The following is a 23,632-nucleotide window of genomic DNA, read 5'->3' as shown; positions in this document are numbered from 1 at the left end:
CGGCCTCATCTTCACCATGAGTCCGGCCCACACCAAACCGCTCCGGCTTCGACCCTTTCGTCGCGGACAACACGGCCCCATCCTGATATTGTCAGAACAGCTGATGCAAACTGGCGAAATATGCCGGTTTTGCGTGGCGTCGGTGCATCAGTCGACCAACAGGTGGGCAAAGGGTGCTGTTTCGGCTTGCACGGCTTCGGGCCATCGTCGTAAACCCCGATAAAGAGTTTTTTAGGTCTGCATAGATTATTGGAATCCGAACGTAGACTTGGAGAGGTGGCCGGGAGGACGCAGAACATCAAAGCTCTGTTGGTGTGCTACGGCAGTCTTGGCCAAAGGTGGAGTGAGGGTTTCAGCGGAAGCGATCTTGAAAACAGGGTTAATGTTGCGGGAACGCAACACTGCTGACTCAAGTGATCTTCGCGACCGGATCGGCACTCATTGAAATGGCGTGAGCCCGCTCATGCTATATAGTTCAACCAAACGATCCAAAGGATGGGTGGGGTATGCGGCTAAGGAATGAACTCGTCCGGGTGACCGGAGTGGCGCTCGTACTGGCCGTTGGTGGCTGTTCGGCCCTTCCTCGGTCCGGCCCTGCGCACGAGGCAGTTGAGAAGTCTGCTTCTCAGCGGCTCACGTCTCCTGGCAAGACCGTCGGGGTCGACTATGTCCTGGTGGACATCAACAGCTCGATCCTCCCGTACGTGTCTGCCGAGACCCGCTCCTCTCTCGCCAAGGGCTTCGGCGTCGGCCGCGGCAACGCGCCCGACCTTCCGCTCGGCGTCGGCGACATCGTTCAGGTGTCGATCTTCGAAGCCGGTTCTGGCGGTCTCTTCATTCCGGCCGACGCGGGCAGCCGTCCGGGCAACTTCATCACTCTGCCGAGCCAGCGCGTCGACAGCACCGGCAACATCACGGTGCCCTACGCCGGTCGCGTCCAGGCCGCCGGCCGGACCGTCTCCACGGTCCAGACCGACATCGAGAACACCCTCGCCAACCGCGCGATCGAGCCGCAGGTTCTGATCACCGTCCAGCAGAGCCGGTCCGCCGAGATCGCCGTCCTCGGTGACGTGAACTCGCCCGCCAAGCTGGAACTCAACCCGGCCGGCGAGCGGCTCCTCGACGTGATCTCCCGTGCCGGCGGCATCGCCACCCCGGGCATCGAGACCTACATCACCCTGGAGCGGAACGGCCGCACGGCCACGGTTCTCTTCGAGGACGTGATCCGCAATCCGAGCGAGAACGTCTACGTGCTCCCGGGCGACACGATCTACGTCGACCGCGAGCGCCGCACCTTCATGGCCTTCGGCGCCACCGGCCTCTCGGGCCGCTTCAACTTCGAGGAATCCGAGCTCAGCCTGAGCGAGGCTCTCGGCGAGGCGCGCGGTCTCCTGGACAACCAGGCCGATCCGGCGGAAGTGCTGCTCTATCGCATGGTTCCGCGCCGCGAAGTCGCCCAGTACGGCGCCGACGTGTCGAAGATCCACCAGGAGCGGGTGCCGGTCGTCTACCGCGCCAACCTCCGCGATCCGGCGGGCTTCTTCACCATCCAGAAGTTCCCGATGCAGGACGGCGACATCGTCTTCGTGTCGAACGCGGAATCGGTCGAACTGGTCAAGTTCCTCAGCATCGTCAACAGCGTCTCGACGACCGCCTCGGGCGTGCCGCAGGACATCAACGACGCGCGGAACGCGATCAAGGCGATCGGCGACTGATCCACAGTCGATCGAACCAGCGAACCATCACCGCCTCCGGGTCATGCCCGGAGGCGGTTTTCGTTTGGGCGCTTGGCGGCCGGGTTTGCATGCGAATGCGCGCCGAAGACGATCGGTCGCCGCCGCGATAAACCCGACCGTCGCTGGGTGTGCCGACAAGACCGGGACGGGCCTTGTCGGCCGAAATGGACCTGCGCGGAAAACGAAAAGGGGAGGCGGCGAGCCTCCCCTTCGAACCGACACTGCGCCCGGACGACTGCCGGGCGGGACAACGCCGCGACCGCAGCAGCCGGGTCAAACGTCCGCGAGCATCCCTCCGACCGTCTCGCCGATGCTCAGGGACGATGTGAGGCCGGGAGATTCGATGCCGAACAGGTGGACGAGACCCGGCACGCCGTGGCTCTCCGGCCCCTGGATCATGAAATCGGCCGCTGGATCGTTCGGTCCGGAGATCTTCGGACGGATGCCCGTGTAGCCCGGCGAAAGCTGGCCGTCCTTCAGGCCCGGCCAATAGGTCCGGATCGCGTCGTAGAACTTTGCCGCGCGCCCCTCGTCGAAGCGGTAGTCGATCCCGTCGATCCACTCCACGTCCGGGCCGAAACGGGCGCGGCCGCCAAGGTCGAGGGTCACGTGGATGCCGAGGCCGGCGCGTTCCGGGATCGGATATACCAGCCGGCGGAACGGCGTCGCGCCTATCAGGGTGAAATAGACGCCGCGGGCGTAGTAGGCGTCGGGCGCCAGTGCCGCGTCATAGCCGTCGATCATGCGGGCCACATCCGGGGCGGTCAGCCCGGCGGCGTTCACCAGGATGCGGCAGCCGAGCGTCGTCGGCGCGTCGCCCCCGGTGGTCACGCGGAAGCCGTCGGCCGTCACCTCCGCCCGGGCGATCGGCGTGTGGAACGCCAGCATGGCGCCGTGGTCTTCCGCCTCGCCCTGGAAGGCGAGCATCAGCCCGTGGCTATCGATGATGCCGGTGGAGGGCGAGTGGAGCGCGGCCACGCAGCGCACCTCCGGTTCCATCTCGCGGGCCTTCGCCAGCGGAATGGGCGTCAGGTCGGTCACGCCATTGGTCTGGCCGGCGGCCAGGATCGCCGCCAGCTGCGGCTCCTGCTCGGGCGTCGTCGCCACGATGATCTTGCCGCACCTGTTGTGCTTGATGCCGTGCGCCTCGGCGTATTCGTAGAGCCGTTGGCGCCCGCGCACGCAGAAATCGGCTTTCAGCGATCCCGCCGGATAATAGATGCCCGCGTGGATGACTTCGGAGTTCCGCGACGACGTGTGGGTGCCGATCGCCCCTTCCGCCTCCAGAACGACGACCTCGCGGCCTTTCAAGGCGAGCTCGCGCGCGATCGCCAGTCCGACCACGCCCGCTCCCACCACAACGCACTCGACTTGGTCCATGGGGAACCCGCTCGAACGATGGATGCGTCCGCGCCGGTCGGCGCGGGACTCTCGCCCGGCAATCTACAGCGCACCGCCCTCACAAGACACTAACGCGCCTGCATATCAAGGCGCCGCGCTGGCCGGGTCGGCGCGGAGCATGTGCGGCGTGCGCTCGATCCGCAGCTTCTTCTTCGGTCCCGCCTTGCCGCGCCGGATGCGGAGCGAACGCGGCACGCTCTTCAGCATCGCCGCCAGGGATCGACCGAAGGAGGGCGCATGGCCACGCTCGGTCAGGGCGCCGAGATGCTGGCGGTAGACGTCCGCGTCTATCCGGCCGGTGTAGCGCCACGTCAGCAGCGTGTCCGTGTACCGCCGATAGAAGCGGGCCGAAACGCGGGCATACTCGTCCGGGGTGAAACACAAGGGACCGTAGCGGTTCAGCGCCTGCATCCACTCCAACACCAGCGACGGGTCGTAGACGTCCGGGCGCGTGCCGGAGAGAAGCGCCCGGTCCCAGCCGAGCACCTCGTGCACGAAGCCGAAGTCGCTGACGCACATGAGCGAGAAGAAGCTGTCGAGGTCCACGTGGTGCAGGGTCTGGGTGAAATAGGGCGCTCGGTGGTGAAGGAGCGAGGCGCGCACCAGCACGTGCCGGACCCACACCGGATTGACCTCGTCACGGAACAGTCCCGCCGCGATGTCGTGGCCTGAAAACACGGTCCGGTCGGTGGGAAGCAGGCGGTAGTCGGGCACGAGGCCGGCGGATCCGGCCACCAGGGTGCCGACCGCGCCGACGTTCGGGCTCGCTTCGGCGACGGCCACCATCCGGCTGATCGCGTCCGGCCGCATGCGGTCGCCGGCCGCCAGCAGGCGGAAATAGCCGGTCTCGGCCGGGATCTGGTGGATGGCGGTTTCCCAGTTCGCGGCGCGGCGGAGCGGTTCCCGATTGCGCCACACCGCCAGTTGCACACGCCCAGCCGCATAGGCCTTCAGGATGGACGGGGTCGCGTCGGTGCTGGCGTTGTCCAGCACCACGTGGAGGAGCGCCGGATAGTCCTGCGCCTGGACGGACTCCAAAGTCTCCGCAAGATGGGGGGCGCCGTCGCGGACTGGAGTGACCACCGCCACGAGCGGATAAGAACCGTCCCGCATCACCATACACCGCGCCTCCCGCGCTCGAACGAACCCACAGTATCGCTCGCAACGTATACGATTTTACGTATCGATTCTGGCTTGTGGGATCGCGCCGACGCGCGGTGAGCCGATTCCGTGGTGGCCGTGGCAGGCGGACAACGCCGCCTGCACGGGACCTGGGTCCACGGTTGCCGACGCCCCGCCGTCCGGCCCAGTGAAGCCGGAAGTACGCGGTCGCGCAAGCACCGCAACGACTCGCGAAGCGGCGTCTTGTCCGTCGAATGCGCCCCTGGTGCCATACTGGGCTCGTGACGGTCGGACTCGTCCGACCTTCACGAGCGTTGCGGCCTGACCGGTCGGCGCCCGTTCGGGCTTGCCTGCACTCTTAAGGTGCCGACAGGTCGGGACCTTGCGAGCTTGGTGTCAGTGATTGGCCGCGAGAAGCGCCGGCAGGGGTTCCAGGCCGATGGCCGGGGTGGTCAGGAAGGTGACGCCTTCGCGGCTGAGCCGTGCGGCGGTCAGTCGCCCCGTCGCGTAGGCGGCGGTGTCGATGGCGATCCGGTTCTGCAGCCGCACCGGACGCTCCACCGGCGTGTGGCCGTGCACCACCACGTAGGGCAGCGGATCGGTGGACCGGATGAAGTCGTCGCGGATCCACATGAGGTCGAAGGGGGTCTGATCGAGGAGCGGAACGCCCGGGCGAAGGCCGGCATGCACGATCAGGTAGTCGCCGAACCGGACGGTCCAGCGCAGCGTCTCCAGGAACATGCGATGTTCGACCGGGACCTTGGCCTTCGCCAGGTCCGCCAGCGTCCGCAGGTAGGACCGCCCCATCACGACGCGCGAGATCTCAAGCCCGTAGGAGCGCAAGGTCTCGGCCCCGCCGATGCGGATCCAGGTCGGGTCGCCCCGACGGTTCTTCAGGAAGGCCAGCATGGACGCGTCATGATTGCCGGCAAGGCAGATCCGCTGCAGCCCGTCGGGCGCCGGTTCGACCAGATGGGCGAGCACGCCGGCGGAGTTCGGACCGCGGTCCACATAGTCCCCGGCCATGACGATGTAGGCCGGGCCGGACTGTTTCCGAGCGTCTTCGACGATCAGGGATTCCAGCGCGCGGAGTTCGTCCAGGCAACCGTGGACGTCACCGACCGCATAGACCACCGCGTCGTCAGGTTCGATGGTCGCGTGGTAGCGTTCGACGGGTTGCGCCGGCATGGCCTCTTCACCCGTGAACCGGCTGAGCCAGTCGATAACCTTACGCATCGCAAGTACCTCGAACACACGCAATACACAGGTACGCACGGCCCGTACGCGGCCGCGTTGCTATCCTTCATGTCTTGATGGCGCCTGTTCGGTGCCGAAACCATTCACCTTACACAATAGGTCAGGTCGGTAGCGAGTTCGATGGCTTAGAAAGTCTAAATTCCGAATTGGTTAAGCAAATCCCGCCGCTCGGCCGGCAGCGCCGCCATCCTTTCCGCCAGCACCGATCGGTGGGCCGGCGAAAGTGCCTGGGTCACGGCTCGCACGTCCGGTTCCGCCCATGTGGAGAGCACGACCGTCAGGTCGGACTCGAACGCCTCGAAGGCTTCAGGCGGCAGGTCGCCGCCGGTCCGGCTCCACACCGCCACCCGGTCCCGCAGCGCCGCCGGATCCGCCGGCGCCGTCTTCTGCGAGAGGAGGGCGGCGCGAATGGCCGCCTCTCCGGCTAAGAGACGCGCGTGCCAGGCGAGCGCGCGGCCGTCGGCCGGCGAACACGCGACGGCGAGGGCCGCCGTGCGGCGGGCGGCGTCCGTCACGGCGTCGGGTGCGTCCGTCCGGTCGGCGAGGGCACCATGGATGGTCCGGCGGGCCGGAAAGGCCGCGCCATCGCAGGTCTCCGGCACAGCCGTCAGGAGGGCCGAAAGCGCTTCGGTCGGCAAGGCCTGCGGATCCTCCGCCGCCCGCACCAACGGCAGTGTGCCGCCCGCGCGCAGCACGGAGATCGCCGACAGGCCGCCGATCGCCAGGCAGACGCCGACCGTCAGTCCGCGCATCCACCAGGAGCCCTTCTCATGGGACATCGTTTTCCCCCGCCCTGTGCCGAGCCACCCGCATCACGGTCCAACGCCGCCGATATCGAATGCCGCCGACCTTCCGTCCGCGCCGTCCGATCGACCGCGACGCACAATCTATGCCGCACATGTGACCTTCCATAGGGCGCGCGACAAGGTCTTCGCGAACGCGAAGAAACGCGCCCGGCCCAGCCAGCGGGACGGCTGTGGATCCGAAGACGCGGAAACGCGGCGCCGGGGACGGTCCGTCCATCGCCGCCGGGCCCCTTTCAGGACAGCGTGGAAAAACCCCGCGCAAGGAACGCCTTGCAAGCGGAAAGTCCCTTCTTGCATTCGAACCCGTCCCGGCGCTACACTTCATTATCCACAAGGACCCGGTGAAATTCCGGGTGGCTCTTCCGGCCGCCGATCCGCCGGACAATCAAGATCGCGGCAGTTTGCCGATCCCTGGCCATCGTTGCGGCATTTAAGCCCGCTGCGTGCCTGCGTTCGGCTGGTCCTGCCCCGACTGGCGACCCATGCCATCGCCCTACCCGATGCGACAGCGTCGGTTCGCCAGAGCGATTTGACGAGGGCCTGCGCTCCTTCCGTAAAGCCAATCACCGCAACGGTTGTCGGGTCGACGACGTGTGTCGCGACGACGACTGTATCCGTTGCATCTGATTTTGCTGATCTCCTGTGCGTCTGTGCAGGCGACAAGGTTTCGTCTTGTCCGATTTGATGGATAAAGCCGAAATAATTGAGGGAAGGAGCAATAAACCATGCAACGACTGGCCGTCGCAGACGTTGATCGTTTGGCTGGGTGCTCAAATTATTATGGATGTTGGTCGAATGATCAAAGACATCGCCAAGACGACATTGCATTCCATCGGCCTGGAGGGTCCCGCCCTGCGGGTCTGGTCCAAGCTCCGGTCCCGGGGCTGGACACCCTGGACGCCTTTGGTGCCCGCGGAAAGCTATTCATCCTGCCTGCGCGACGCCCTCGATCGTCTGCAGGCCGTGACGGGTGAACCGCCCCGCGGTGCCTATGTGGAGTTCGGCGTCAGCCGGGGCACGTCGCTCACCTGTGCGTTTCACGTCGTGCAGGAGGCCGGCTATGGCGACATGCGCCTCATCGGCTTCGACAGCTTCGAGGGCCTGCCGCCGTCCGCCGCCGAGGAGGGGTGGCATCCGGGCGATTTCTGCTCCTCCATCACCGCAACGCGGCGCTACTTGGACAAGAACGGCGTGGATCTCGACCGCGTCACCCTGGTGAAGGGGTGGTTCGAGGAGACCCTCACCGACGATACGCGGTCGCTCTACGACCTCGGCCCGATGAGCGTGATCATGATCGATTGCGACCTGTTCTCGGCCACCGAGCAGGTCCTGCGGTTCTGCGCGCCGCACATCGGATCGCACGCCGTGATCATCTTCGACGATTGGGGCTGGCGGTCGGACACGGGCGACATCGGCGAGAAGGAAGCGTTCGAAGCCTTTCTTCAAGCCAATCCGTCCCTTCGGGCCGATCCCTTGCCGGCCTACCGCCCGGAGGCGCGCATCTTCCTTCTCACGCGCGGTTGAGAGGCAGGCCGGTTCGCGCGCGTGGGCGCCCAGCGGGGGCGTGGCCCAGCCTTCCCGACATGGCCGTGACGGCACGTGGAGGGGAGGGTGGTGCTGTCGCGCCAGAAAGGTGAACTGGCTCAGCAGAGCCGTCGTCGCGTTCTTCACCGTGTCTTCGCATGGGGTGATCGCCCACCGGCAAGGGTTCAGAGGGTCAGCGCTGCGTTCCTTCCATTAACCTAAACGCTTTGTAGCCGAAACGACTTGGTAACGCGTGCGATTATGCAGTCGCCTGACTGGGGATTGTGTGGTTTTCTTCGCATGGATCTATAGGCCGTTAATCAGATTTTCTCGGGGCAGGCGATACGCTCGCCCTTGAATCAGAGATTGTATGCGCCGCGGAGAGGCCGCCGCGGTCGCATTCGGGGTACGAGGATCTTCTGGATGACGACAGCTATCGTGTTCGGCGGCGCGGGCTTCATCGGCTCGCACCTGCTGGCGACCCTTGCGGCGAGCGGCACCTACAGTCGCCTGGTATGCGCCGACATCGCACCGCCGCGCTTTGCCGTCGACGGTGTCGAGTATGTCACGAGCGACGTGCGCAAACCGATACCAGCCGGTCTTGTGGATTTCACGCCGGACGAGATCTACAACTTCGCTGCAGTGCACACGACCCCCGGCCACGAAGAGTGGGAGTACTACTGGACCAACCTCCACGGCGCCACGAACGTCTGCCGTTTCGCGGCCGAGAAGGGGACGAACACCATCGTCTTCACCAGCTCCATCTCGGTCTACGGCCCCTCCGAGGAGCCCAAGGACGAGACCTCGGAATTGAAGCCGGAATCCGCCTACGGGCGGTCCAAGCTGCTCGCCGAGGGCGTCCACCGGCTGTGGCGGTCGGAGCGTGCGGCGGAGCGCCGACTGGTGGTGGTGCGTCCGGCGGTCATCTACGGCCGCACCGAGCGCGGCAACTTCACCCGCCTCGCTCGCCTCATGCAGGCCGGCCGCTTCGTCTATCCGGGGCGCAAGGACACCATCAAGTCGTGCGGCTACGTGGAGGATCTGGTGTCCTCCATGGCCTACATGCGCGACCGCGGCGATCCGGAGATCACCTACAACTTCGCCCATCAGGAGCGCTTCACCTCCGAGGACATCTGCAACGCCTTCTCCAAGGTGGCCGGCTACAAGCCGGTGAAGACGACGGTGCCGATCTCGCTGATGCTCATCGCCGGCTTCGGCATGGAGGTGCTGAACGCCCTCGGCATCAAGAAGTCCTCGATCAACCGCGCCCGCGTGATGAAGCTCTACCAGAGCACCAACGTCATCCCCAACCAGCTGAAGGCGCACGGTTTCCCGTACCGCTACACGCTGGAAGGCTCGCTCGCCCGCTGGAAGGAAACCTCCAAGGGCGTCGAGTTCGAGTAGGCGGAAAGGGCAGGGGCCGACACACGGCCCCATCACGGCGCTCCACTGCATCATAAGAAAAGGGCCCGGAGCATCGCTCCGGGCCCTTTCTCATTCAATCCATCCGCTCGGGATTTCAGCGCCAGAGCTTCCAGGGCGCCTTGCCGGAGTCCCAGGCCTTTTCCAGCACCATCTTGTCGCGCACGGAATCCATGCTCTGCCAGTAGCCCTTGTGCCAGTAGGAGCCGAGCTTGCCGCGCTCGATCACCCGCTCCATGGGCTCTTCCTCCCAGACGGTCTCGTCGCCGTCGATCAGGTCGAAGACGGCCGGCTCCACCACGAAGAAGCCGCCGTTGATCAGGCCGCCGTCGCCGGCCGCCTTCTCGCGGAAGGCGCGCACCTGGGTCATGTCCTCGGTCAGGCCGAGCGCGCCGTAGCGGCCCGGCTGGCTCACGGCCGTCAGCGTCACCCAGTTGCCCGACTTCTCGTGCGCGGCGATCGCCTCGTGGATGTTCACGTCCGACACGCCGTCGCCGTAGGTCAGCAGGAAGCGCTCGTCGCCGATCACCTTGCGGGCGCGCTTCAGGCGCCCCGCCGTCATGGTCTCGAGGCCCGTGTCCAGCACCGTCACGGTCCAGTTCTCCGTCCGGCTGGATTGCCAGCGGATTTTGCCGGACGCCAGCTCGATCGTGAAATCGGACGACTGGTCGTGATAGTTCAGGAAGTAGTTCTTGATGAAGTCGACCTTGTAGCCGCCCAGCACCACGAAATCGTTGATACCGTAGTGCTCGTAGATCTTCATGATGTGCCAGATGATCGGCTTGCCGCCGACCTCGACCATCGGCTTGGGGCGGAGCGTGGTCTCTTCGCTGAGGCGCGAGCCGAAGCCGCCGGCAAAAATGACTGCCTTCATAACGATGTCTCCTCGAAACGAGGGTATGGGATCAGGTCACCGGAAAGAGGGCGTCCTGCTCGGCGCGAAGCCGATGGATGAGGGTGTCGGTCGGGAGTTCCACGTCGTCGTAGCTGATCGCCTGGTCGACGGGCACGTCGCGCTTCAGGCGGCAGCCTTCCGCAAGGCCGATCGGCAGCAGGCGCTCACGGCGGCCGGTGTCGTAGTTCTCGGCCACGCCGTAGGTCATGTACCAGCCGATGCCGTCGAGGGTCTGGCCGGCCTTCAGGTCGATCTTGGCGGCGGCGATCACGTCCACCATTGGCTCGCCCTTCGGGGCGATCACCACGTCGCGGAGCAAAGCCACGCGGCAGACCGAGATGCCGAACTCCAGCGTGATCAGATGCCAGGGCGTGTAGAGGCTGTAGAGCGGCCCCTTGCCGAGCTTGCCGAGGTCGAGGAAGAAGCGGGCGTGCTCGTCCGGCGCCTCGCAGATCACATAGATGCCGGGCGAGGGCTTGGCGCCCACCACATAGTCCACGATGCCGCCGAGCGACTTCACCTGCTCGTAGTCGTAGAAGTCCACCAGTTCGTCCACGTGGCCCTGATACTCGCGGCCGATCAGGCCGCGCTTCGGCACCCGGAGGCCGACGGCGTTGGCGACGATCGCCTGCTCGGCCATCATCTTGGTGCCGTCGGCGAAGCTCGTCACCATCGCCGGCGTCTGGTTCCACTTCTTGGCGAACTCGGCCTGGGTGGTCGGGTTGCGCTTGGTGTCCTGCAGGCCCTTGATGTTGCCGCAGATCAGCGGCCGCAGGCCCATCGTGCGGGCGTAGCGGACGAGGTTCATGGTCACGCCCGGCTGGTCGCCGTCGACGCCGGAAAGGATCACGCCCTTCTCGTCCGCCTTCTTCTTCAGGAGCGGGCCGACCGTGGCGTCGAGCTCCACGTTGAAGGAGACCACGTCCTTGCCGTGCTCGATGCAGGCGAGCGTCACGTGGGCGCCGTACTCCACCGCGCCCGTGGTCTCCACCACGATCTCGATGCCCTCGCACCGGGCGATCAGGTCCGGGTTGCCGGTCACCGCCCGCTTGCCGCTGGCGATGGCGTCCGCCATGGCGGCGTCGGTGTCCACCTCCACGATGTCGTCCCGGTCCACGCCGGCCGCCACCAGGGCGTCGATGGCGCGTTGGACGTTGCGGTTGCAGATGGCGACGAACTTCAGGACCGGCAGGTGGCGCTCCGAGTGCACCACCATGCCCCGGCCCATGAAGCCGATGCCGTAGACGCCGACCAGGATCGGCTTGCCTGTCGCCATCCGCTTGGCGATTGCCGTATCGACAATGATCATTTTGGCCCCTTTGAAAAAACCTTTGTCCGGTGTTCGGCAGATCGCCCGCCCGCGCGCGGAGCCTGCCCAGCCGGTCTGTTACTTCTGTCCCGCCAGCACCGCCGTGCCGTGCCACTCCGGATCGAAGTCGCGCCAGGCCGCGTCCTTGGCGGAGATCTCGGTCGGCTCCACCGGCCATTCGATGCCGAAGGCCGGGTCGTTCCAGCGCACGCCGCGTTCCTTGTCGGGCGCGTAGAGGTCGCTCACCAGATAGAGCGCCTCGGTGTCCTCGGTCAGCGTCACGAAGCCGTGGGCAAAGCCCCGCGGCACGTAGAAGGCAAGGCGGTTGTCCGCCGTCAGCTCCACGCCGTGCCACTTGCCGAAGGTGGGCGAACCTGCCCGCAGGTCGATGATGCAGTCCCACAGGGCGCCGCGGACGCAGCGCACCACCTTCACCTCGGCCGACGGCGTCAGCTGGTAATGCATGCCGCGGAGCGTGCCCTTGGTGGAGCTCAGCGAGTTGTTGATCTGCCGGAAATGGGTCTCAAGACCGGCGTCCGCGAACTCGTTCTCGCAAAAGAACCGCGCGAAAAATCCCCGGTTGTCGCCGCGCTTTTCCAATTCGATGACGCGTGCGTCGGCCAAGGGTGTTTCGTGAAAGATCATCTGGACCGCTCGCTGGAAATCCGTTGGGAATGTAAGGTGAATTGACGCCGTTATATGCGAAAAGTCAATTGTAAATAGAAGTTTAATGGCTGGATGGTTACCATGGCGGCAAGCTGTTGGGTCGGCGTGGACGGAAGTATTCGGGCGCGTCAATATCTTCACCCGAACTTCCATTAACCATGTGCAATCTGTGCGTTCTGCCTGTTCGGATTGTCAGAACTGGCGACGAGGGACGGGAGACCTTCGCGGCCGGTCCATCCCTCTTGCGGCGCCCGCGCCATGACCGCATCCGCCAAAGCGCCGCCGCCGCGCCGATCACGACGGCACGGGGCAAACCGCGCATCCCGTCTCGACTTCCGGCTCTCCAGAAACGAATATGCGAATGAGTGAAAGAGAATTCGCATCCCGACTCGTGGCGCCGCTGTCCGGTGGCAGGCCGGAGCCGGGCAGGGGAGACGGGGATGCCCTTCATCAACGCCAGCGGCTTTCTGCCGAAGCGCTATCTGGTCACCGGCGGCGCCGGCTTCATCGGATCGCATCTCTGCGACCGCCTGCTCGCTGCCGGCCACGAGGTGCTGTGCGTCGACAACTTCTACACCGGCACAAGGCGCAACATCGAGCACCTGATCGGCGAACCGCGGTTCGAGCTCCTGCGCCACGACGTGACGTTCCCGCTCTACGTGGAGTGCGACGCCATCTTCAACCTCGCCTGCCCGGCGTCGCCGATCCACTACCAGTTCGATCCGGTGCAGACGACGAAGACCAGCGTCATCGGCGCCATCAACATGCTGGGCCTCGCCAAGCGGCTGAAGGTCCCGGTCCTGCAGGCATCCACCTCGGAGGTCTACGGCGACCCGGCCGTCCACCCGCAGACGGAGGACTATTGGGGCAACGTGAACCCCATCGGTCCCCGTTCCTGCTACGACGAGGGCAAGCGTTGCGCCGAGACGCTGTTCTTCGACTACCGGCGCCAGCATGACCTGCCGATCAAGGTGGTCCGCATCTTCAACACCTACGGCCCTCGCATGCACCCGGAGGACGGCCGGGTGGTGTCCAACTTCATCGTTCAGGCGCTGCTCGGTCAGGAGATCACCCTCTACGGCGACGGCAGCCAGACCCGCTCCTTCTGCTACGTGGACGACCTGGTGGAAGGCCTCCTGGCCATGATCGCCACCGGTCCGGACGTCACGGGCCCGATCAACCTCGGCAATCCCGTGGAGTTCACCATCCGGGACCTGGCGACGCTGGTGGTGGACCTCACCGGATCCCGCTCGAAGATCGCCTTCCGGCCGCTGCCGCAGGACGACCCCAAGCAGCGCAAGCCCGACATCGCCCTTGCCGGCGACCACCTCGGCTGGGCGCCGAAGGTGGCGCTGCGCGACGGCCTGGTCCGGACGATCGCCTACTTCGACGGCCTCCTCGCCGACGCGAACGCCCGCGCCCGGGCCTGATCCGACCGCATCGCCGAGGCCCCTGACGGCGAACGGCCGGTTGGGATCAACCGGCCGTCCGATGTTTCAAGGCGAGGATCGCGGCCTCTTCAGGCGGCGGCGTCGATCTTCGCCGGCCGGTCCACGGTCCAGCGCAGGTCCTCGCCGAGACGGCCGCTCTCCATGTTGCCCTCGATCACCTTCAGGCGGATCAGGCGGGAGTTGCGGAAGTCCGGGTCGTTGAAGCCGTGCGCCTGCAGGCCGTCGTAGATGTCCTTCACGGCGACCGGCAGCGAGACCAGCGGCTGATGAGCCGGGGCGAGCTTGCGGAACAGCGAGAAGTCCACCCGGTAGGAGCGCTTGTCCGGCTGGGCGTTGGGGTTGAAGCTGGTGTCGGTGCCCGGCACCGCCTCGGCGACCGCCAGGGCGAGGTCGCGGATCTGGTAGTTCCACGGCTCCGAACCGGCGTTCACCGCCAGATACTCGCCGCCGACCGACGGGTCGCGGGTGATCGCCCACTCGATGGCGCGGGCCATGTCCTTCACGTGGATCAGCGGGCGCCACGGGCTGCCGTCGCTCAGCACCGAGATGCGCTTGGAGACGAGGGCGGCCGCCACGAAGTCGTTGAGCACCAGGTCCAGGCGGATGCGGTCGGAGAAGCCGCAGGCGGTGGCGAAGCGAAGCGCCGTCGACACCATGCCGGTGCGCGGCATTGCCTCGAGGGCCTTCTCGGTCGCGACCTTGGAGCGGGCGTAGGCGGTCAGCGGGTTCAGCGGGTCCTTCTCGGTGCGGGCGCCGCCTTCGGTCGCGCCGTAGATCGAGCAGGAGGAGGCGAACACCAGGCGCTTCACGCCGGCGGCCTGGGCCATGGCGGCGATGTTGGCGCTGGCGCGCTCGTTGATCGCCTCGGTCACCGCCTCGAAGCGGTTGCCGATCGGGTCGTTGGAAACGGCGGCGAGAAGCACCACCGCGTCAGCGCCGGCCAGCATGTCCGGGGTGACGTCACGCACGTCCGCATAGATCTGCTGGTCGAGCAGGACCTCGGGCAGGCCGGTGCCGGTCAGGCAGTGGCCGAAGAGGCCCGAGTCGATGCCCACCAGGGTGGCGGTCGGGAAGGTCGTCCGCAGATGACGGACCAGAATCGGGCCGACGTAGCCCATGTTGCCGGTGATCACAATTTTCATTGCTGAAACTCGAGCTGTTCAATGGTGTGGCAGATGCCCGCCTGGCGGTTTGGCCAAAGCGGTCCGGAAACACATGGCGAGATCGGGTCCGGCGCGTTCGGCTGGCGAACGCGTGGACAGCATCGGATGCGGTGCCTCGATCAATCCCGTCAACACTATCTACGATGCACATATTCAGATCTACAAATCGTAGCGTCAATGTGGGTCGCAGTCTTGTTGATGTTTTCGTTACTTTGCTCCTGCCAAGGCTCAGGCTTGGTTCCTGCTGAAAAAATCCAAGCTGTGCCAGAGCATTAGCTGCCCAACGCGGGCCTGCCTCTGCGCCAGAGCCGTCCGTCCGCCGGTTTGACGGGCGTCAAGTTCTTGCCGTTGTGGTTAAACGATTAGCGGTTTGCCTGTGGCTGGGCGTCCAGCGGTCGCCTTGCGCCCAGCAATGCAAGGCCGAGCGGCGTCGGGCGCATGCGCCGGCCGTCCGGCGCGATCAAGCCGAGGCCGATCAACCGCATGGCTTCGGGCGCGGTCGCCGGCAGCTGTGCGCCGTCCGCCACAAGGGCAAGGGCGTCCCGCTCTTCCGCGGTGAGCATGTCTTGGCTGAAGCGCATGGCCGTCCCTCTCTTCAAGAGGGTTAGTGTGCGCCGCAACAGAAAATTCCGCAACGCAACAAAACGGGAGATGCGACCAGGACGGTCGGATCTCCCGCGCGCAAGCGGTCGTGGCATGGCCGGCCGGAGCGAACCCCGCCCGGCGATCGCCTCAGGGAGTCGCGACGGTCGCCGGCGCGATCAGCGCCACGATCTCGTCGTAGTGCATGGCCGCCACGAGCAGGAGCAGGAAGCCGACCGCCAGCATGGCGACCCCGCCGAGGGTCGGCAGCCGGTCGACCCGGCCCTTCAGGAAGCCGACCTGTTCGGCGGTGGCGAACTTGCCGACCGATCCGCGGATCTGCGCAACGTCTACCCGCAGCGCATGAACCTCTTCGATCAATTTTTCCAGGCGGGCGTCGACAGGCTCCGGGCGGCTGTCCAGACGCAGGTTGCGATCGTCCATGGTTCCAGGCTCTCCAAGCTGTCTCACTGTCGGCAAGCTTTCATCCGGCAAGCCGATCCGCCGGATGTCAGAGGGCATTCGCGTCCTGTTCTGCGACCCGCCGCACCGCCCGTCGGTTCTAACCGATCCGGGCGACGACCGGGACGTTAGGTAATGTATATATTGCAATAACTATTAACGGCGAGTGATGGCTCATTCGCAAGCGCGATGCCCCTAGCGCATGATGGTGATCTGCCCATCCCACCGCACCGCCGAAAGCCGGCCCGTCTTGAACGCGCCCGTGTCGATCCCCACCCGGAGGCGGCCGACGGATGGCTCCAGTTCCGGGGAATGCCCATGCACCACCACGTAGGGCAGGCCGGGGCCGAACGACAGGAAGGGCTCGCGGATCAGCATCAGGTCGTCGTCGGTCTGGTCCGACAGAGGCACCTCCGGGCGCACCCCCGCATGGACGAAAAGCACGCCAGGGCCTTCCAGCATCACCGGGAGCGACGCCAGGAACTCCACGTGGCGCTCCGGAATGCCCGCCTTCAGCACCGACAGCGTATCGGACGAGCGGGGATCGGAAAGCACGCTCGCCGGGTCAATGCCATAGGAAAGCAGGGTCTTGTCGCCGCCGATCCCAAGCCAGCCGATGTTGCGGCCCGGATCCTCCAGAAATCGGAGCATGAACTCGTCGTGGTTGCCGCAAAGGCAAACCCTGTGGAAGCCGGCCGGCAAAGGCTCGAGCAGATGGTCGATCACGTGGGCCGACTTCGGCCCGCGATCCACATAGTCGCCCAGCATCACGATGAGCTTGTCGCCGGGCCGCTGCCGCGCATCGGCAAAGATGGTCTGCTCCAACGCCTGCAGTTCGGTGAGGCAGCCATGAACGTCGCCGATCGCGTAGACCGTCGGGTAGGGCTCCTGCAGCATCAGGCGGGTCCGCCGTCGGGCCACCTCCGCGGCCGGGCTTGTCAGTCGACGCATCAGACCTTGCAACATCATACAGTCCGGTCGCTGCTCACTTGAACGAGGGTCGTGATCTGGCTCGGTGAAAAGGAGTCGAGAGTGCCATGCCTACCCGCAAAACATTAAAAAGGATGGGTGTATCCGGCCGCGGCTCTTGTGATCCCTTCCATATGAGATGGGCGGCGATCCATTCAAGATGCGTGCCAGCCGGCATCCAAGTCTTGCGCATCGGACGTGAAACCAACAGGACCGGCCGGCGGTTCATCGGGTGATGCGAAGCCCGATCGGGCGCCGGCCTGTCGGTCCGTGAGGCTCGTGCGGGTCCGGTGCGCGCGGTCGCCACGCACCCGGTCCGACATCTGCCCGCGCGCCGTCTTGCGTCCCCGAACGCGGCGGGCCACATGAAGTGCAGCCCTTTACCCGCCTGACGGTTCCCCGGAAGGAGCGCCGGCGTTGGAGATCATGATGCGTGGAATGACCCTTGCCGCCCTGCTGTTCGCGGCCGTCGCGCCGTTCGCCGTCGCCTCGGCGCCCGCCGTCGCTGCCGAGTGCGGCGGAAACACCAATCGTCCGTGCGACCAGCGAACCCAGCGGCAGGAAATCCTCCGCGACGACCGCCGCGAGGCGCGCCGTCCGGGCAACCTCCACCGGGATGCCGAGGTCAACCGCTATCTCGGCGCGGCGCCGAACACCGGCCGGCCCTGCGTCCCGGAATCGGATTCCAGGCGCCAGACCTCGACCCAGCCGGCGCCCGGCTGCTGAGGCCGCCTGACGCGGCCCCCACCGTTGGTCCGAGGAGGCCCTGGCGGCTTCGTTCCGCCGGCCCGCCGGGCGAATGATCCGGCGTCAGGTCCGGCGATAGATGTCGTCGTAGCGCTCCACGTCGTCCTCGCCGAGGTAGGCGCCGGTCTGCACCTCGATGAGCTCCAGCGGAATGCGCCCCATGTTGGCCAGCCGGTGGACAGAGCCGAGCGGCAGATAGAGGCTCTCGTTCTCGGTCAGGATCCGCTCGCTTCCGTCCAGCGTCACGGTCGCGGTGCCGCGCACCACGACCCAGTGTTCCGACCGGTGATGGTGCCGCTGCAGCGACAGCACGCCCTCAGGGTCCACCACGATCCGCTTCACCGCGAACCGCGCACCCTGGTCGATGGCCTCCACATAGCCCCACGGCCGATAGTCGCGTCGGTGGGTCGCGACCTGTCCGACGTTGGCAGCCTTCAGCTGGTCCACCAGGCCCTTCACGTCCTGGGCGTGGCTCTTCGGCGCCACCAGCACCGCGTCCGCGGTTGCGATCACCACCAGATCGTCGGCGCCGATCACGCCGGTCAGAATGCCGTCCGAGTGGATCAGGCAGTTGTGGGCCCCGCGCGCCACGCCGTTGCCGTGGATGGCGTTGCCGTCCGCGTCCTGCTCCGTCACCTGCCAGATCGCGTCCCAGGCCCCCACGTCCGACCAGCGGAACCGGCCGTAGACCACCGCGATGTCGCGGGTCTTCTCGATCACCGCGTAGTCGATGGAGGTCTTGCGCGCGCGCTCGAACGCAGCCGGCGCGAGCCGGACGAACCCGAGGTCCGCGTCCTCCGCCGCGTCCGCCACCGAGGCCTCCGCCGCCTCCAGGATGTCCGGCGCGAAGGCCCGGAACTCGCGGATCATGATGTCCGAGCGGAACAGGAAGTTGCCGGAGTTCCAGAGATAGCCGGACTGGACATAGTCCACCGCGGTCGCAAGGTTGGGCTTCTCCACGAAGGCGTCCACCAGCCGGAGGTCATCCTCCCCGCCGATGCGCTCCCCGGGGCGGATGTAGCCGTAGCTCGTCTTCGGCTCGTTCGGCACCAGGCCGAACACCACGATCTTGCCGTCCGCCGCCGCCTTGGCGCCGAGCCGGATCCCCTGGTGGAAGAGGTCGTCATCGAGGATCACGTGGTCGGCGGCGAGCGCCAGCACCAGCGATCCAGGCGCCCGGCGCTCCACGAACACCGCTGCCGCCGCCATGGCGGCGGCCGAATCCCGGCGAGCCGGCTCCAACACCACCGTGGCGTTGACCCCCACGTCGCGGGCCTGGCGCTGGGTGAAGAAGCGGAAGCTGTCGCCGGTCACCACGACAGGGTCGGCGAAGAGGGTCGGCTCCGACACGCGCTTCAGGGTCTGCTGATAGGTCGAAAGCGTTCCCACCAGCGGCTGGAACTGCTTGGGGAAGCTGTCCCGCGAGACCGGCCAGAGCCGCGTCCCCGAGCCGCCCGCAAGAATGACCGGCACGATCTTCATGTCTGTCATCGTCTCATCTCGTTCGATGCGTTTCGGCCCGGCTCGCAAGGAGCGGGGGCGCTGGACGGTGCGTCCGCTCCGCGCCGGACGGCGACCCCGGAGCGAACAGCGTCGGTCCGTCAGATCGTCTGATTGTAGGCGCCGACCTCGGGGTTCTCGCGCAGCACCCCGTCCACCGCCTTGAACATGGCGTGCAGGCGCTCCTCCGAGACGGGGCTCTCCACCACGACCACCAACTCCGGCTTGTTGGAGGACGCGCGCACGAGGCCCCAGGTGCCGTCGTCGGTGGTCACCCGGATGCCGTTCACCGTCACCACGTCCACGATCGGATGCCCGCCGATCGTCTCGCCCGCCGCCTGCATGGCGGTGAGCCGGGCGATCACCTTGTCCACCACGCCGTACTTCACCTCGTCCGGACAGTGCGGCGACATGGTGGGCGAGCCCCAGGTCTTCGGCAGCGCACGGTAGAGGTCGGCCATGGAGCGGTCCGGGTTGCGATCCAGCATCTCCAGCACCGCGATCGCCGTGACGAGCCCGTCGTCATAGCCCCGGCCAATCGGCGCGTTAAAGAAGAAGTGCCCGGACTTCTCGAAACCCGCCAGGGCGTTCAACTCGCGCACCCGGCGCTTGATGTAGCTGTGCCCGGTCTTCCAGTAGTCCGTGGCCACGCGGCGGTCTCTCAGCACTGGGTCCGAATGGAAGAGGCCGGTCGACTTCACGTCCACCACGAAGTTGGCATTCGGGTGGACGGACGACAGGTCGCGCGCCAGCATCACGCCGATCTTGTCGGCGAAGATCTCGTTGCCCTCGTCGTCCACGACGCCGCAGCGGTCGCCGTCGCCGTCGAAGCCGAGGCCCACGTCGGCGCCGGTCTCCTTCACCTTGGCGGCGAGGGCATGGAGCATCTCCATGTCCTCCGGGTTCGGGTTGTAGTTCGGGAAGGTGTGGTCGAGGTCGCAGTCGAGCGGGATCACCTCCACGCCGAGCCGCGCCAGAAGCTCCGGCGCGAAGGCTCCGGCGGTGCCGTTGCCGCACGCCGCCACCACCTTCAGCGGACGCTTGATGCGCCGGTCCTTCGCAAGGTCGTCCATATAGACGGCCGGGAAGTTCTCCACGAACCGATAGGCCCCGCCGGGCGCCGTCCGGAAGCTGCCGGAGAGCACGATGTCGCGGAGCCGGCCCATCTCCTCCGGCCCGAACGTCACCGGCCGGTCGCACCCCATCTTCACGCCGGTCCAGCCGTTGTCGTTGTGCGAGGCCGTCACCATGGCGACCGCCGGCACGTCGAGGGCGAACTGGGCGAAATAGGCCATGGGCGAGAGCGCCAGGCCGATGTCGTGCACCGTGCAGCCGGCTGCCATCAGGCCCTGGGCGAGGGCGATCTTGATTCCCATCGAGTAGCCGCGGAAATCATGACCCACCACGACTTCCGGCGGCTTGCCGAGTTCGTGCAGCAAGGTGCCGAGCCCGAGGCCCAGCGCCTGCACGCCCATCAGGTTCAGTTCCGGCGCCTTCGGCGAGCCAGGATGACCGAACCACCAGCGGGCGTCATATTCGCGAAAGCCGGTGGGCTTCACCAGCGGTGTCATCTCGAAGGCAAGCGTATTCGGCAAAACGTCCGGCCGTGGCGTGGGAAACATGAGAGACCCTTGTCTTCCGACTTCCGTCCAGGTGGCAGGCAGAGCCGGATACTGGAACGGAAATGTTGATTTTCTCGCTTCGCGATGACGACGTCGTTCAATATCGAAAAAATAGATCTTTGAAACGCAACGCAATACACGAAACCAAACGGTTTCCGTCGCATGGTTCATTGGTAAGCGAGACTTCCGGTTTGGGCAAGAGTCGTTTACTGCACGTGCGAAGAGCGCGTCGGGTCCCGCGCTCCCGATCGCCGTTCGAGGGCCCAACGAGACGTTTCGCATGCTGTCCTTCCGACCCTTGGCCGACCTTGCCCTCGCCGCCGGCGCTGTGATCCTCGACGTCTACGGCACGGCCTTCGCGGTGGAGAACAAGGCGGACGCCTCGCCGGTGACCGAGGCCGACCGGCAGGCCGAGGCCGTCATCTTGAAGGGTCTCGCGGCGCTTCACCCCGACATCCCGGTGATTGCCGAGGAGGAGAGCGCCGCCGGGCGTCAGGCCGAGATCGGCGAACGCTTCTTCCTCGTCGATCCGCTGGACGGCACGCGGGAGTTCGTCTCCCGCAACGGCGAGTTCACCGTCAACATCGCCCTTATCGAAAACGGCGCGCCGGTCTGCGGTGTCGTCTACGCGCCCGCGCTCGGCCGACTCTACGGCGGCGGACGCGGGGAGGGCGCCTTCGCCGCGAGCGTCACAGACGGCCGACCCGGCCCTTTCGCGCCGATCACCGCTCGCCCGCGCCCGGCTGGAGCGCTCGCGGTCGTCGGCAGCCGGTCGCACGGCTCGGCGGAGACCGCCCGTTTCCTTGCCGCCATTTCGGACGCCACCTTCCTGTCGGTCGGGTCGTCGCTGAAATTCTGCCTGCTCGCGGAAGGCAGGGCTGACGTCTATCCCCGCCATGGCCGCACCATGGAATGGGATACCGCTGCCGGCGATGCGGTGCTGCGGGCCGCCGGCGGCCATGTGGTCACCTTCGATGGCAAACCGCTCGCCTATGGCAAGCGCAGGCAGGCAGCGGACGTGGATTTCGCGAACCCGCACTTCCTCGCCGTGGCTGATCCCGCCCTCCTCCAGGCCCTTCTTCGCAATTCTTGACGTCCGGGTTCGCCCGGACTTGACGCACCCCTGGACGCTGGAGAAGGCGCCCGACCTCCTGTCAACGCGCGCTATTCCGGGGTTTTCCAGCCATGGTGAACGGTTCGTGAGCGCGGCCGCCACATTTAGACTTGAAATGATGCTGCGGGTTTTGCCGGTCCGTTAGAGGGTTTTGCTACCCCTTGGGTTCATGAGGAAATGACCCTTGGAGAAGACCGTGGCCCCCCGCATCCTGACCGTCACCCTGGTATCCGCCGTCCTCGGACTGGCGTCGGTGTCGACCTCGGCCGCCTTCAACATGCACGTCCCGAAGTCCGTGCTGGTCGACCCGGTGCGAACCGGCTCCATCCTGCCGCCCTCCGGCGCCCCGGACGGTCCTGCCGGCGTCTGCGTTCCGTCCGAGATGCCGACGAACGCGCTTCCGACCGATCGCGGCTCCGAACCGCTCCGCCCGGCGGTCCGCGGTTTCTCGCGCGCCCTCTGATCGCCGGCAAAGCAATCCCAGGTCGTCCGATCCCCGCGCCGGCTAGCCGGTCTGGACGGCGCTTAACTTCCCCGGGTCGCCCTTTTCGCCCCGCCCGGGGGCGTCACAGCCCTCGATAGGTCCGGTACCACGTCACGAAGGCCCGCACGCCGTCCTCAAGGGGCGTGGCCGGCACGAAGCCGGTCAGCGCCCTCAGGAGATCGGGGCTGGCGAAGGTGCGCGGCACGTCCCCCGGCTGCATGGGCAGCATCACCCGGCGGGCGGGCCGGCCCACCTCGCGTTCCACCAGGTCGACGAAATCCAGGAGACCGATCGGGTTTCCGCCGGCGATGTTCACCGTGCGGAACGGGCCGAGCGGGCTGAGCGTGTCGATCTCCGGCGGGTCTGTCACCCGATTGGCCTCTCCCGGCGGAACCGCCGCGAGGCGGACGATGCCCTCCACGATGTCGTCCACATAGGTGAAGTCGCGCTGCATGGCGCCCTCGCCATAGATCTCCAGCGGTTCCCCGCGGGTGATGGCGTCGACGAACTTGAACAGCGCCATGTCGGGCCGTCCCCACGGGCCGTAGACGGTGAAGAAGCGGAAGGCCGTCGTCGGGATGGCGAACAGGTGGGCATAGGCGTGAGCCATGACCTCCATGGAAGCCTTGGTGGCCGCATAGAGCGTCATCGGCCGCGCGGTGTCGTCCGTCTCCCGGAATGGGATGCTCGGGTTGGCACCATAGACCGAACTGGTGGACGCCAGCAGGAGATGCGCCGGCTTCAGGCGGCGGGCGAGTTCCAGCATGTGGAACGAACCGGTCAGGTTGGAATCCACATAGGCCTTCGGGTTCTCCAGGCTGTAGCGAACCCCCGCCTGGGCGGCGAGGTGGATGATCACGTCCGGCTCCGCCGCATCCGCCGCCGCGTCGAGTGCCGCCCTGTCTTCCAGCATCCCCATTATCGGACGAAAGGCGTTCGATCGGGCCAGGATGGCGACGCGCCGCTCCTTCAGGGCGATGTCGTAATAGGGCGTCATCCCGTCGAACCCGGTGACGAAATGCCCCTCGTCGAGAAGCCGCCGCGCCAGATGGAAGCCGATGAAGCCGGCCGTGCCGGTGATCAGGTAGCGCACGCTTCGACCCTTGCCTGTCCGCAGATCATGACAGGCTGCTTCTTAGCATGCCGCCGGCCGATCAACGACCGTGCGGAACCGGTCACATCCTTCCCCGGCCGCGGCGCACCGATTCTGGTCTTGAAGCGGCGATGGGCCCGGCGCAGCACGAACGAAAAACGGGGCCACGCGGCCCCGTCCACATCGTTCAACATCCGGTCCCGTTCACCGCGACCGCGATTCTCCGACACCCGGCCCCGACGACCCTGTTCGCCATTGCGGCAACCGAGACGACAGCTTCCTTCGGCGCAACCTTATCCGGACCGCC

At 66.3% G+C, this 23,632-nt stretch carries 21 protein-coding genes and 1 other annotated feature; of the genes, 7 read left to right on the top strand and 14 right to left on the bottom strand.

Going from position 1 to position 23,632, the window contains the following annotated elements; translation table 11 throughout:
* Nucleotides 1–704: 704 nt before the first annotated feature.
* On the top strand, nucleotides 705–1,715 hold the full coding sequence (locus BUQ68_RS03415) for a polysaccharide biosynthesis/export family protein (RefSeq protein ID WP_483428770.1): 1,011 nt from the start codon (nucleotides 705–707) through the stop codon (nucleotides 1,713–1,715).
* Between the two features lie 294 nt (nucleotides 1,716–2,009).
* Here the strand turns inward: BUQ68_RS03415 and BUQ68_RS03410 are convergent, their stop codons facing one another.
* The 4 genes from BUQ68_RS03410 to BUQ68_RS03395 all read right to left on the bottom strand — a co-directional run bounded on the left by BUQ68_RS03410 (nucleotide 2,010) and on the right by BUQ68_RS03395 (nucleotide 6,295).
* Nucleotides 2,010–3,116, bottom strand: coding sequence for an NAD(P)/FAD-dependent oxidoreductase (locus tag BUQ68_RS03410; protein ID WP_075214533.1), 1,107 nt, complete (start codon nucleotides 3,114–3,116; stop codon nucleotides 2,010–2,012).
* A gap of 105 nt (nucleotides 3,117–3,221) precedes the next feature.
* The gene (locus BUQ68_RS03405) at nucleotides 3,222–4,250 is read right to left on the bottom strand and encodes a glycosyltransferase family A protein (protein ID WP_210215579.1); all 1,029 of its coding nucleotides are present in this window, start codon (nucleotides 4,248–4,250) and stop codon (nucleotides 3,222–3,224) included.
* 405 nt (nucleotides 4,251–4,655) lie between these two features.
* Nucleotides 4,656–5,495: a metallophosphoesterase family protein gene (locus BUQ68_RS03400; RefSeq protein WP_083656228.1), complete on the bottom strand. Its 840-nt coding sequence runs from the start codon at nucleotides 5,493–5,495 to the stop codon at nucleotides 4,656–4,658.
* A 155-nt stretch (nucleotides 5,496–5,650) separates the two neighbouring features.
* Nucleotides 5,651–6,295, bottom strand: coding sequence for a hypothetical protein (locus BUQ68_RS03395; protein ID WP_139315139.1), 645 nt, complete (start codon nucleotides 6,293–6,295; stop codon nucleotides 5,651–5,653).
* A gap of 358 nt (nucleotides 6,296–6,653) precedes the next feature.
* Nucleotides 6,654–6,709, top strand: a sequence feature (sul1 is cis-regulatory element that is thought to sense ions involved in sulfur or methionine metabolism; They are found in Alphaproteobacteria).
* Nucleotides 6,710–6,994: 285 nt separating this feature from the next.
* Between BUQ68_RS03395 and BUQ68_RS03390 the strand changes: the two genes are divergently transcribed.
* Together BUQ68_RS03390 and BUQ68_RS03385 are read left to right on the top strand one after the other, a co-directional pair.
* Complete coding sequence (locus BUQ68_RS03390; protein WP_139315137.1) at nucleotides 6,995–7,846, top strand: TylF/MycF/NovP-related O-methyltransferase; 852 nt, start codon at nucleotides 6,995–6,997, stop codon at nucleotides 7,844–7,846.
* A gap of 423 nt (nucleotides 7,847–8,269) precedes the next feature.
* Nucleotides 8,270–9,250, top strand: coding sequence for an NAD-dependent epimerase/dehydratase family protein (locus BUQ68_RS03385; RefSeq protein ID WP_075214529.1), 981 nt, complete (start codon nucleotides 8,270–8,272; stop codon nucleotides 9,248–9,250).
* Nucleotides 9,251–9,365: 115 nt separating this feature from the next.
* Here the strand turns inward: BUQ68_RS03385 and rfbF are convergent, their stop codons facing one another.
* From rfbF to rfbC, 3 genes are all read right to left on the bottom strand, one after another.
* Nucleotides 9,366–10,142, bottom strand: a complete 777-nt coding sequence (gene rfbF / locus BUQ68_RS03380; RefSeq protein WP_075214528.1) for a glucose-1-phosphate cytidylyltransferase — start codon at nucleotides 10,140–10,142, stop codon at nucleotides 9,366–9,368.
* 31 nt (nucleotides 10,143–10,173) lie between these two features.
* Entirely contained in the window at nucleotides 10,174–11,472 is a 1,299-nt protein-coding gene (locus tag BUQ68_RS03375) for an NAD(P)H-dependent oxidoreductase (protein ID WP_075214527.1), read from the bottom strand.
* A gap of 78 nt (nucleotides 11,473–11,550) precedes the next feature.
* Complete coding sequence (gene rfbC, locus BUQ68_RS03370; RefSeq protein ID WP_075214526.1) at nucleotides 11,551–12,117, bottom strand: dTDP-4-dehydrorhamnose 3,5-epimerase; 567 nt, start codon at nucleotides 12,115–12,117, stop codon at nucleotides 11,551–11,553.
* Nucleotides 12,118–12,578: 461 nt separating this feature from the next.
* Here rfbC and BUQ68_RS03365 point away from each other — a divergent pair, with 461 nt between their 5' ends.
* Nucleotides 12,579–13,568 (top strand): UDP-glucuronic acid decarboxylase family protein, encoded by a 990-nt coding sequence (locus BUQ68_RS03365; protein ID WP_075214525.1) that lies wholly within the window; start codon nucleotides 12,579–12,581, stop codon nucleotides 13,566–13,568.
* A gap of 89 nt (nucleotides 13,569–13,657) precedes the next feature.
* Here BUQ68_RS03365 and BUQ68_RS03360 read toward each other — a convergent pair whose 3' ends face one another.
* From BUQ68_RS03360 to BUQ68_RS03345, 4 genes are all read right to left on the bottom strand, one after another.
* A complete protein-coding gene (locus BUQ68_RS03360; RefSeq protein ID WP_075214524.1) occupies nucleotides 13,658–14,731 on the bottom strand; it encodes an NAD-dependent epimerase/dehydratase family protein in 1,074 nt (357 codons plus the stop codon).
* A gap of 383 nt (nucleotides 14,732–15,114) precedes the next feature.
* The gene (locus BUQ68_RS03355; protein ID WP_075214523.1) at nucleotides 15,115–15,333 is read right to left on the bottom strand and encodes a hypothetical protein; all 219 of its coding nucleotides are present in this window, start codon (nucleotides 15,331–15,333) and stop codon (nucleotides 15,115–15,117) included.
* Between the two features lie 151 nt (nucleotides 15,334–15,484).
* Nucleotides 15,485–15,778 (bottom strand): hypothetical protein, encoded by a 294-nt coding sequence (locus BUQ68_RS03350; protein ID WP_075214522.1) that lies wholly within the window; start codon nucleotides 15,776–15,778, stop codon nucleotides 15,485–15,487.
* A gap of 213 nt (nucleotides 15,779–15,991) precedes the next feature.
* On the bottom strand, nucleotides 15,992–16,747 hold the full coding sequence (locus BUQ68_RS03345; protein WP_095407266.1) for a metallophosphoesterase: 756 nt from the start codon (nucleotides 16,745–16,747) through the stop codon (nucleotides 15,992–15,994).
* A 447-nt stretch (nucleotides 16,748–17,194) separates the two neighbouring features.
* On the opposite strand from BUQ68_RS03345, the gene BUQ68_RS03340 reads away from it, so the two are divergent.
* Entirely contained in the window at nucleotides 17,195–17,491 is a 297-nt protein-coding gene (locus BUQ68_RS03340) for a hypothetical protein (RefSeq protein ID WP_139315136.1), read from the top strand.
* Between the two features lie 84 nt (nucleotides 17,492–17,575).
* Here BUQ68_RS03340 and BUQ68_RS03335 read toward each other — a convergent pair whose 3' ends face one another.
* Complete coding sequence (locus BUQ68_RS03335; protein WP_075214519.1) at nucleotides 17,576–19,003, bottom strand: mannose-1-phosphate guanylyltransferase/mannose-6-phosphate isomerase; 1,428 nt, start codon at nucleotides 19,001–19,003, stop codon at nucleotides 17,576–17,578.
* Between the two features lie 110 nt (nucleotides 19,004–19,113).
* Nucleotides 19,114–20,634, bottom strand: a complete 1,521-nt coding sequence (locus tag BUQ68_RS03330) for a phosphomannomutase/phosphoglucomutase (protein ID WP_075214518.1) — start codon at nucleotides 20,632–20,634, stop codon at nucleotides 19,114–19,116.
* 280 nt (nucleotides 20,635–20,914) lie between these two features.
* Between BUQ68_RS03330 and cysQ the strand changes: the two genes are divergently transcribed.
* On the top strand, nucleotides 20,915–21,727 hold the full coding sequence (cysQ, locus tag BUQ68_RS03325; RefSeq protein ID WP_075214517.1) for a 3'(2'),5'-bisphosphate nucleotidase CysQ: 813 nt from the start codon (nucleotides 20,915–20,917) through the stop codon (nucleotides 21,725–21,727).
* 205 nt (nucleotides 21,728–21,932) lie between these two features.
* Nucleotides 21,933–22,211 (top strand): hypothetical protein, encoded by a 279-nt coding sequence (locus BUQ68_RS03320; RefSeq protein WP_075214516.1) that lies wholly within the window; start codon nucleotides 21,933–21,935, stop codon nucleotides 22,209–22,211.
* A gap of 103 nt (nucleotides 22,212–22,314) precedes the next feature.
* Here BUQ68_RS03320 and BUQ68_RS03315 read toward each other — a convergent pair whose 3' ends face one another.
* Entirely contained in the window at nucleotides 22,315–23,325 is a 1,011-nt protein-coding gene (locus BUQ68_RS03315) for an NAD-dependent epimerase/dehydratase family protein (protein ID WP_075214515.1), read from the bottom strand.
* Between the last annotated feature and the right edge of the window lie 307 nt (nucleotides 23,326–23,632).

This window comes from Mongoliimonas terrestris, assembly GCF_001927285.1.
Taxonomy (GTDB): domain Bacteria; phylum Pseudomonadota; class Alphaproteobacteria; order Rhizobiales; family Pleomorphomonadaceae; genus Chthonobacter; species Chthonobacter terrestris.
This window is presented reverse-complemented; position numbering and strand designations above follow the sequence as displayed.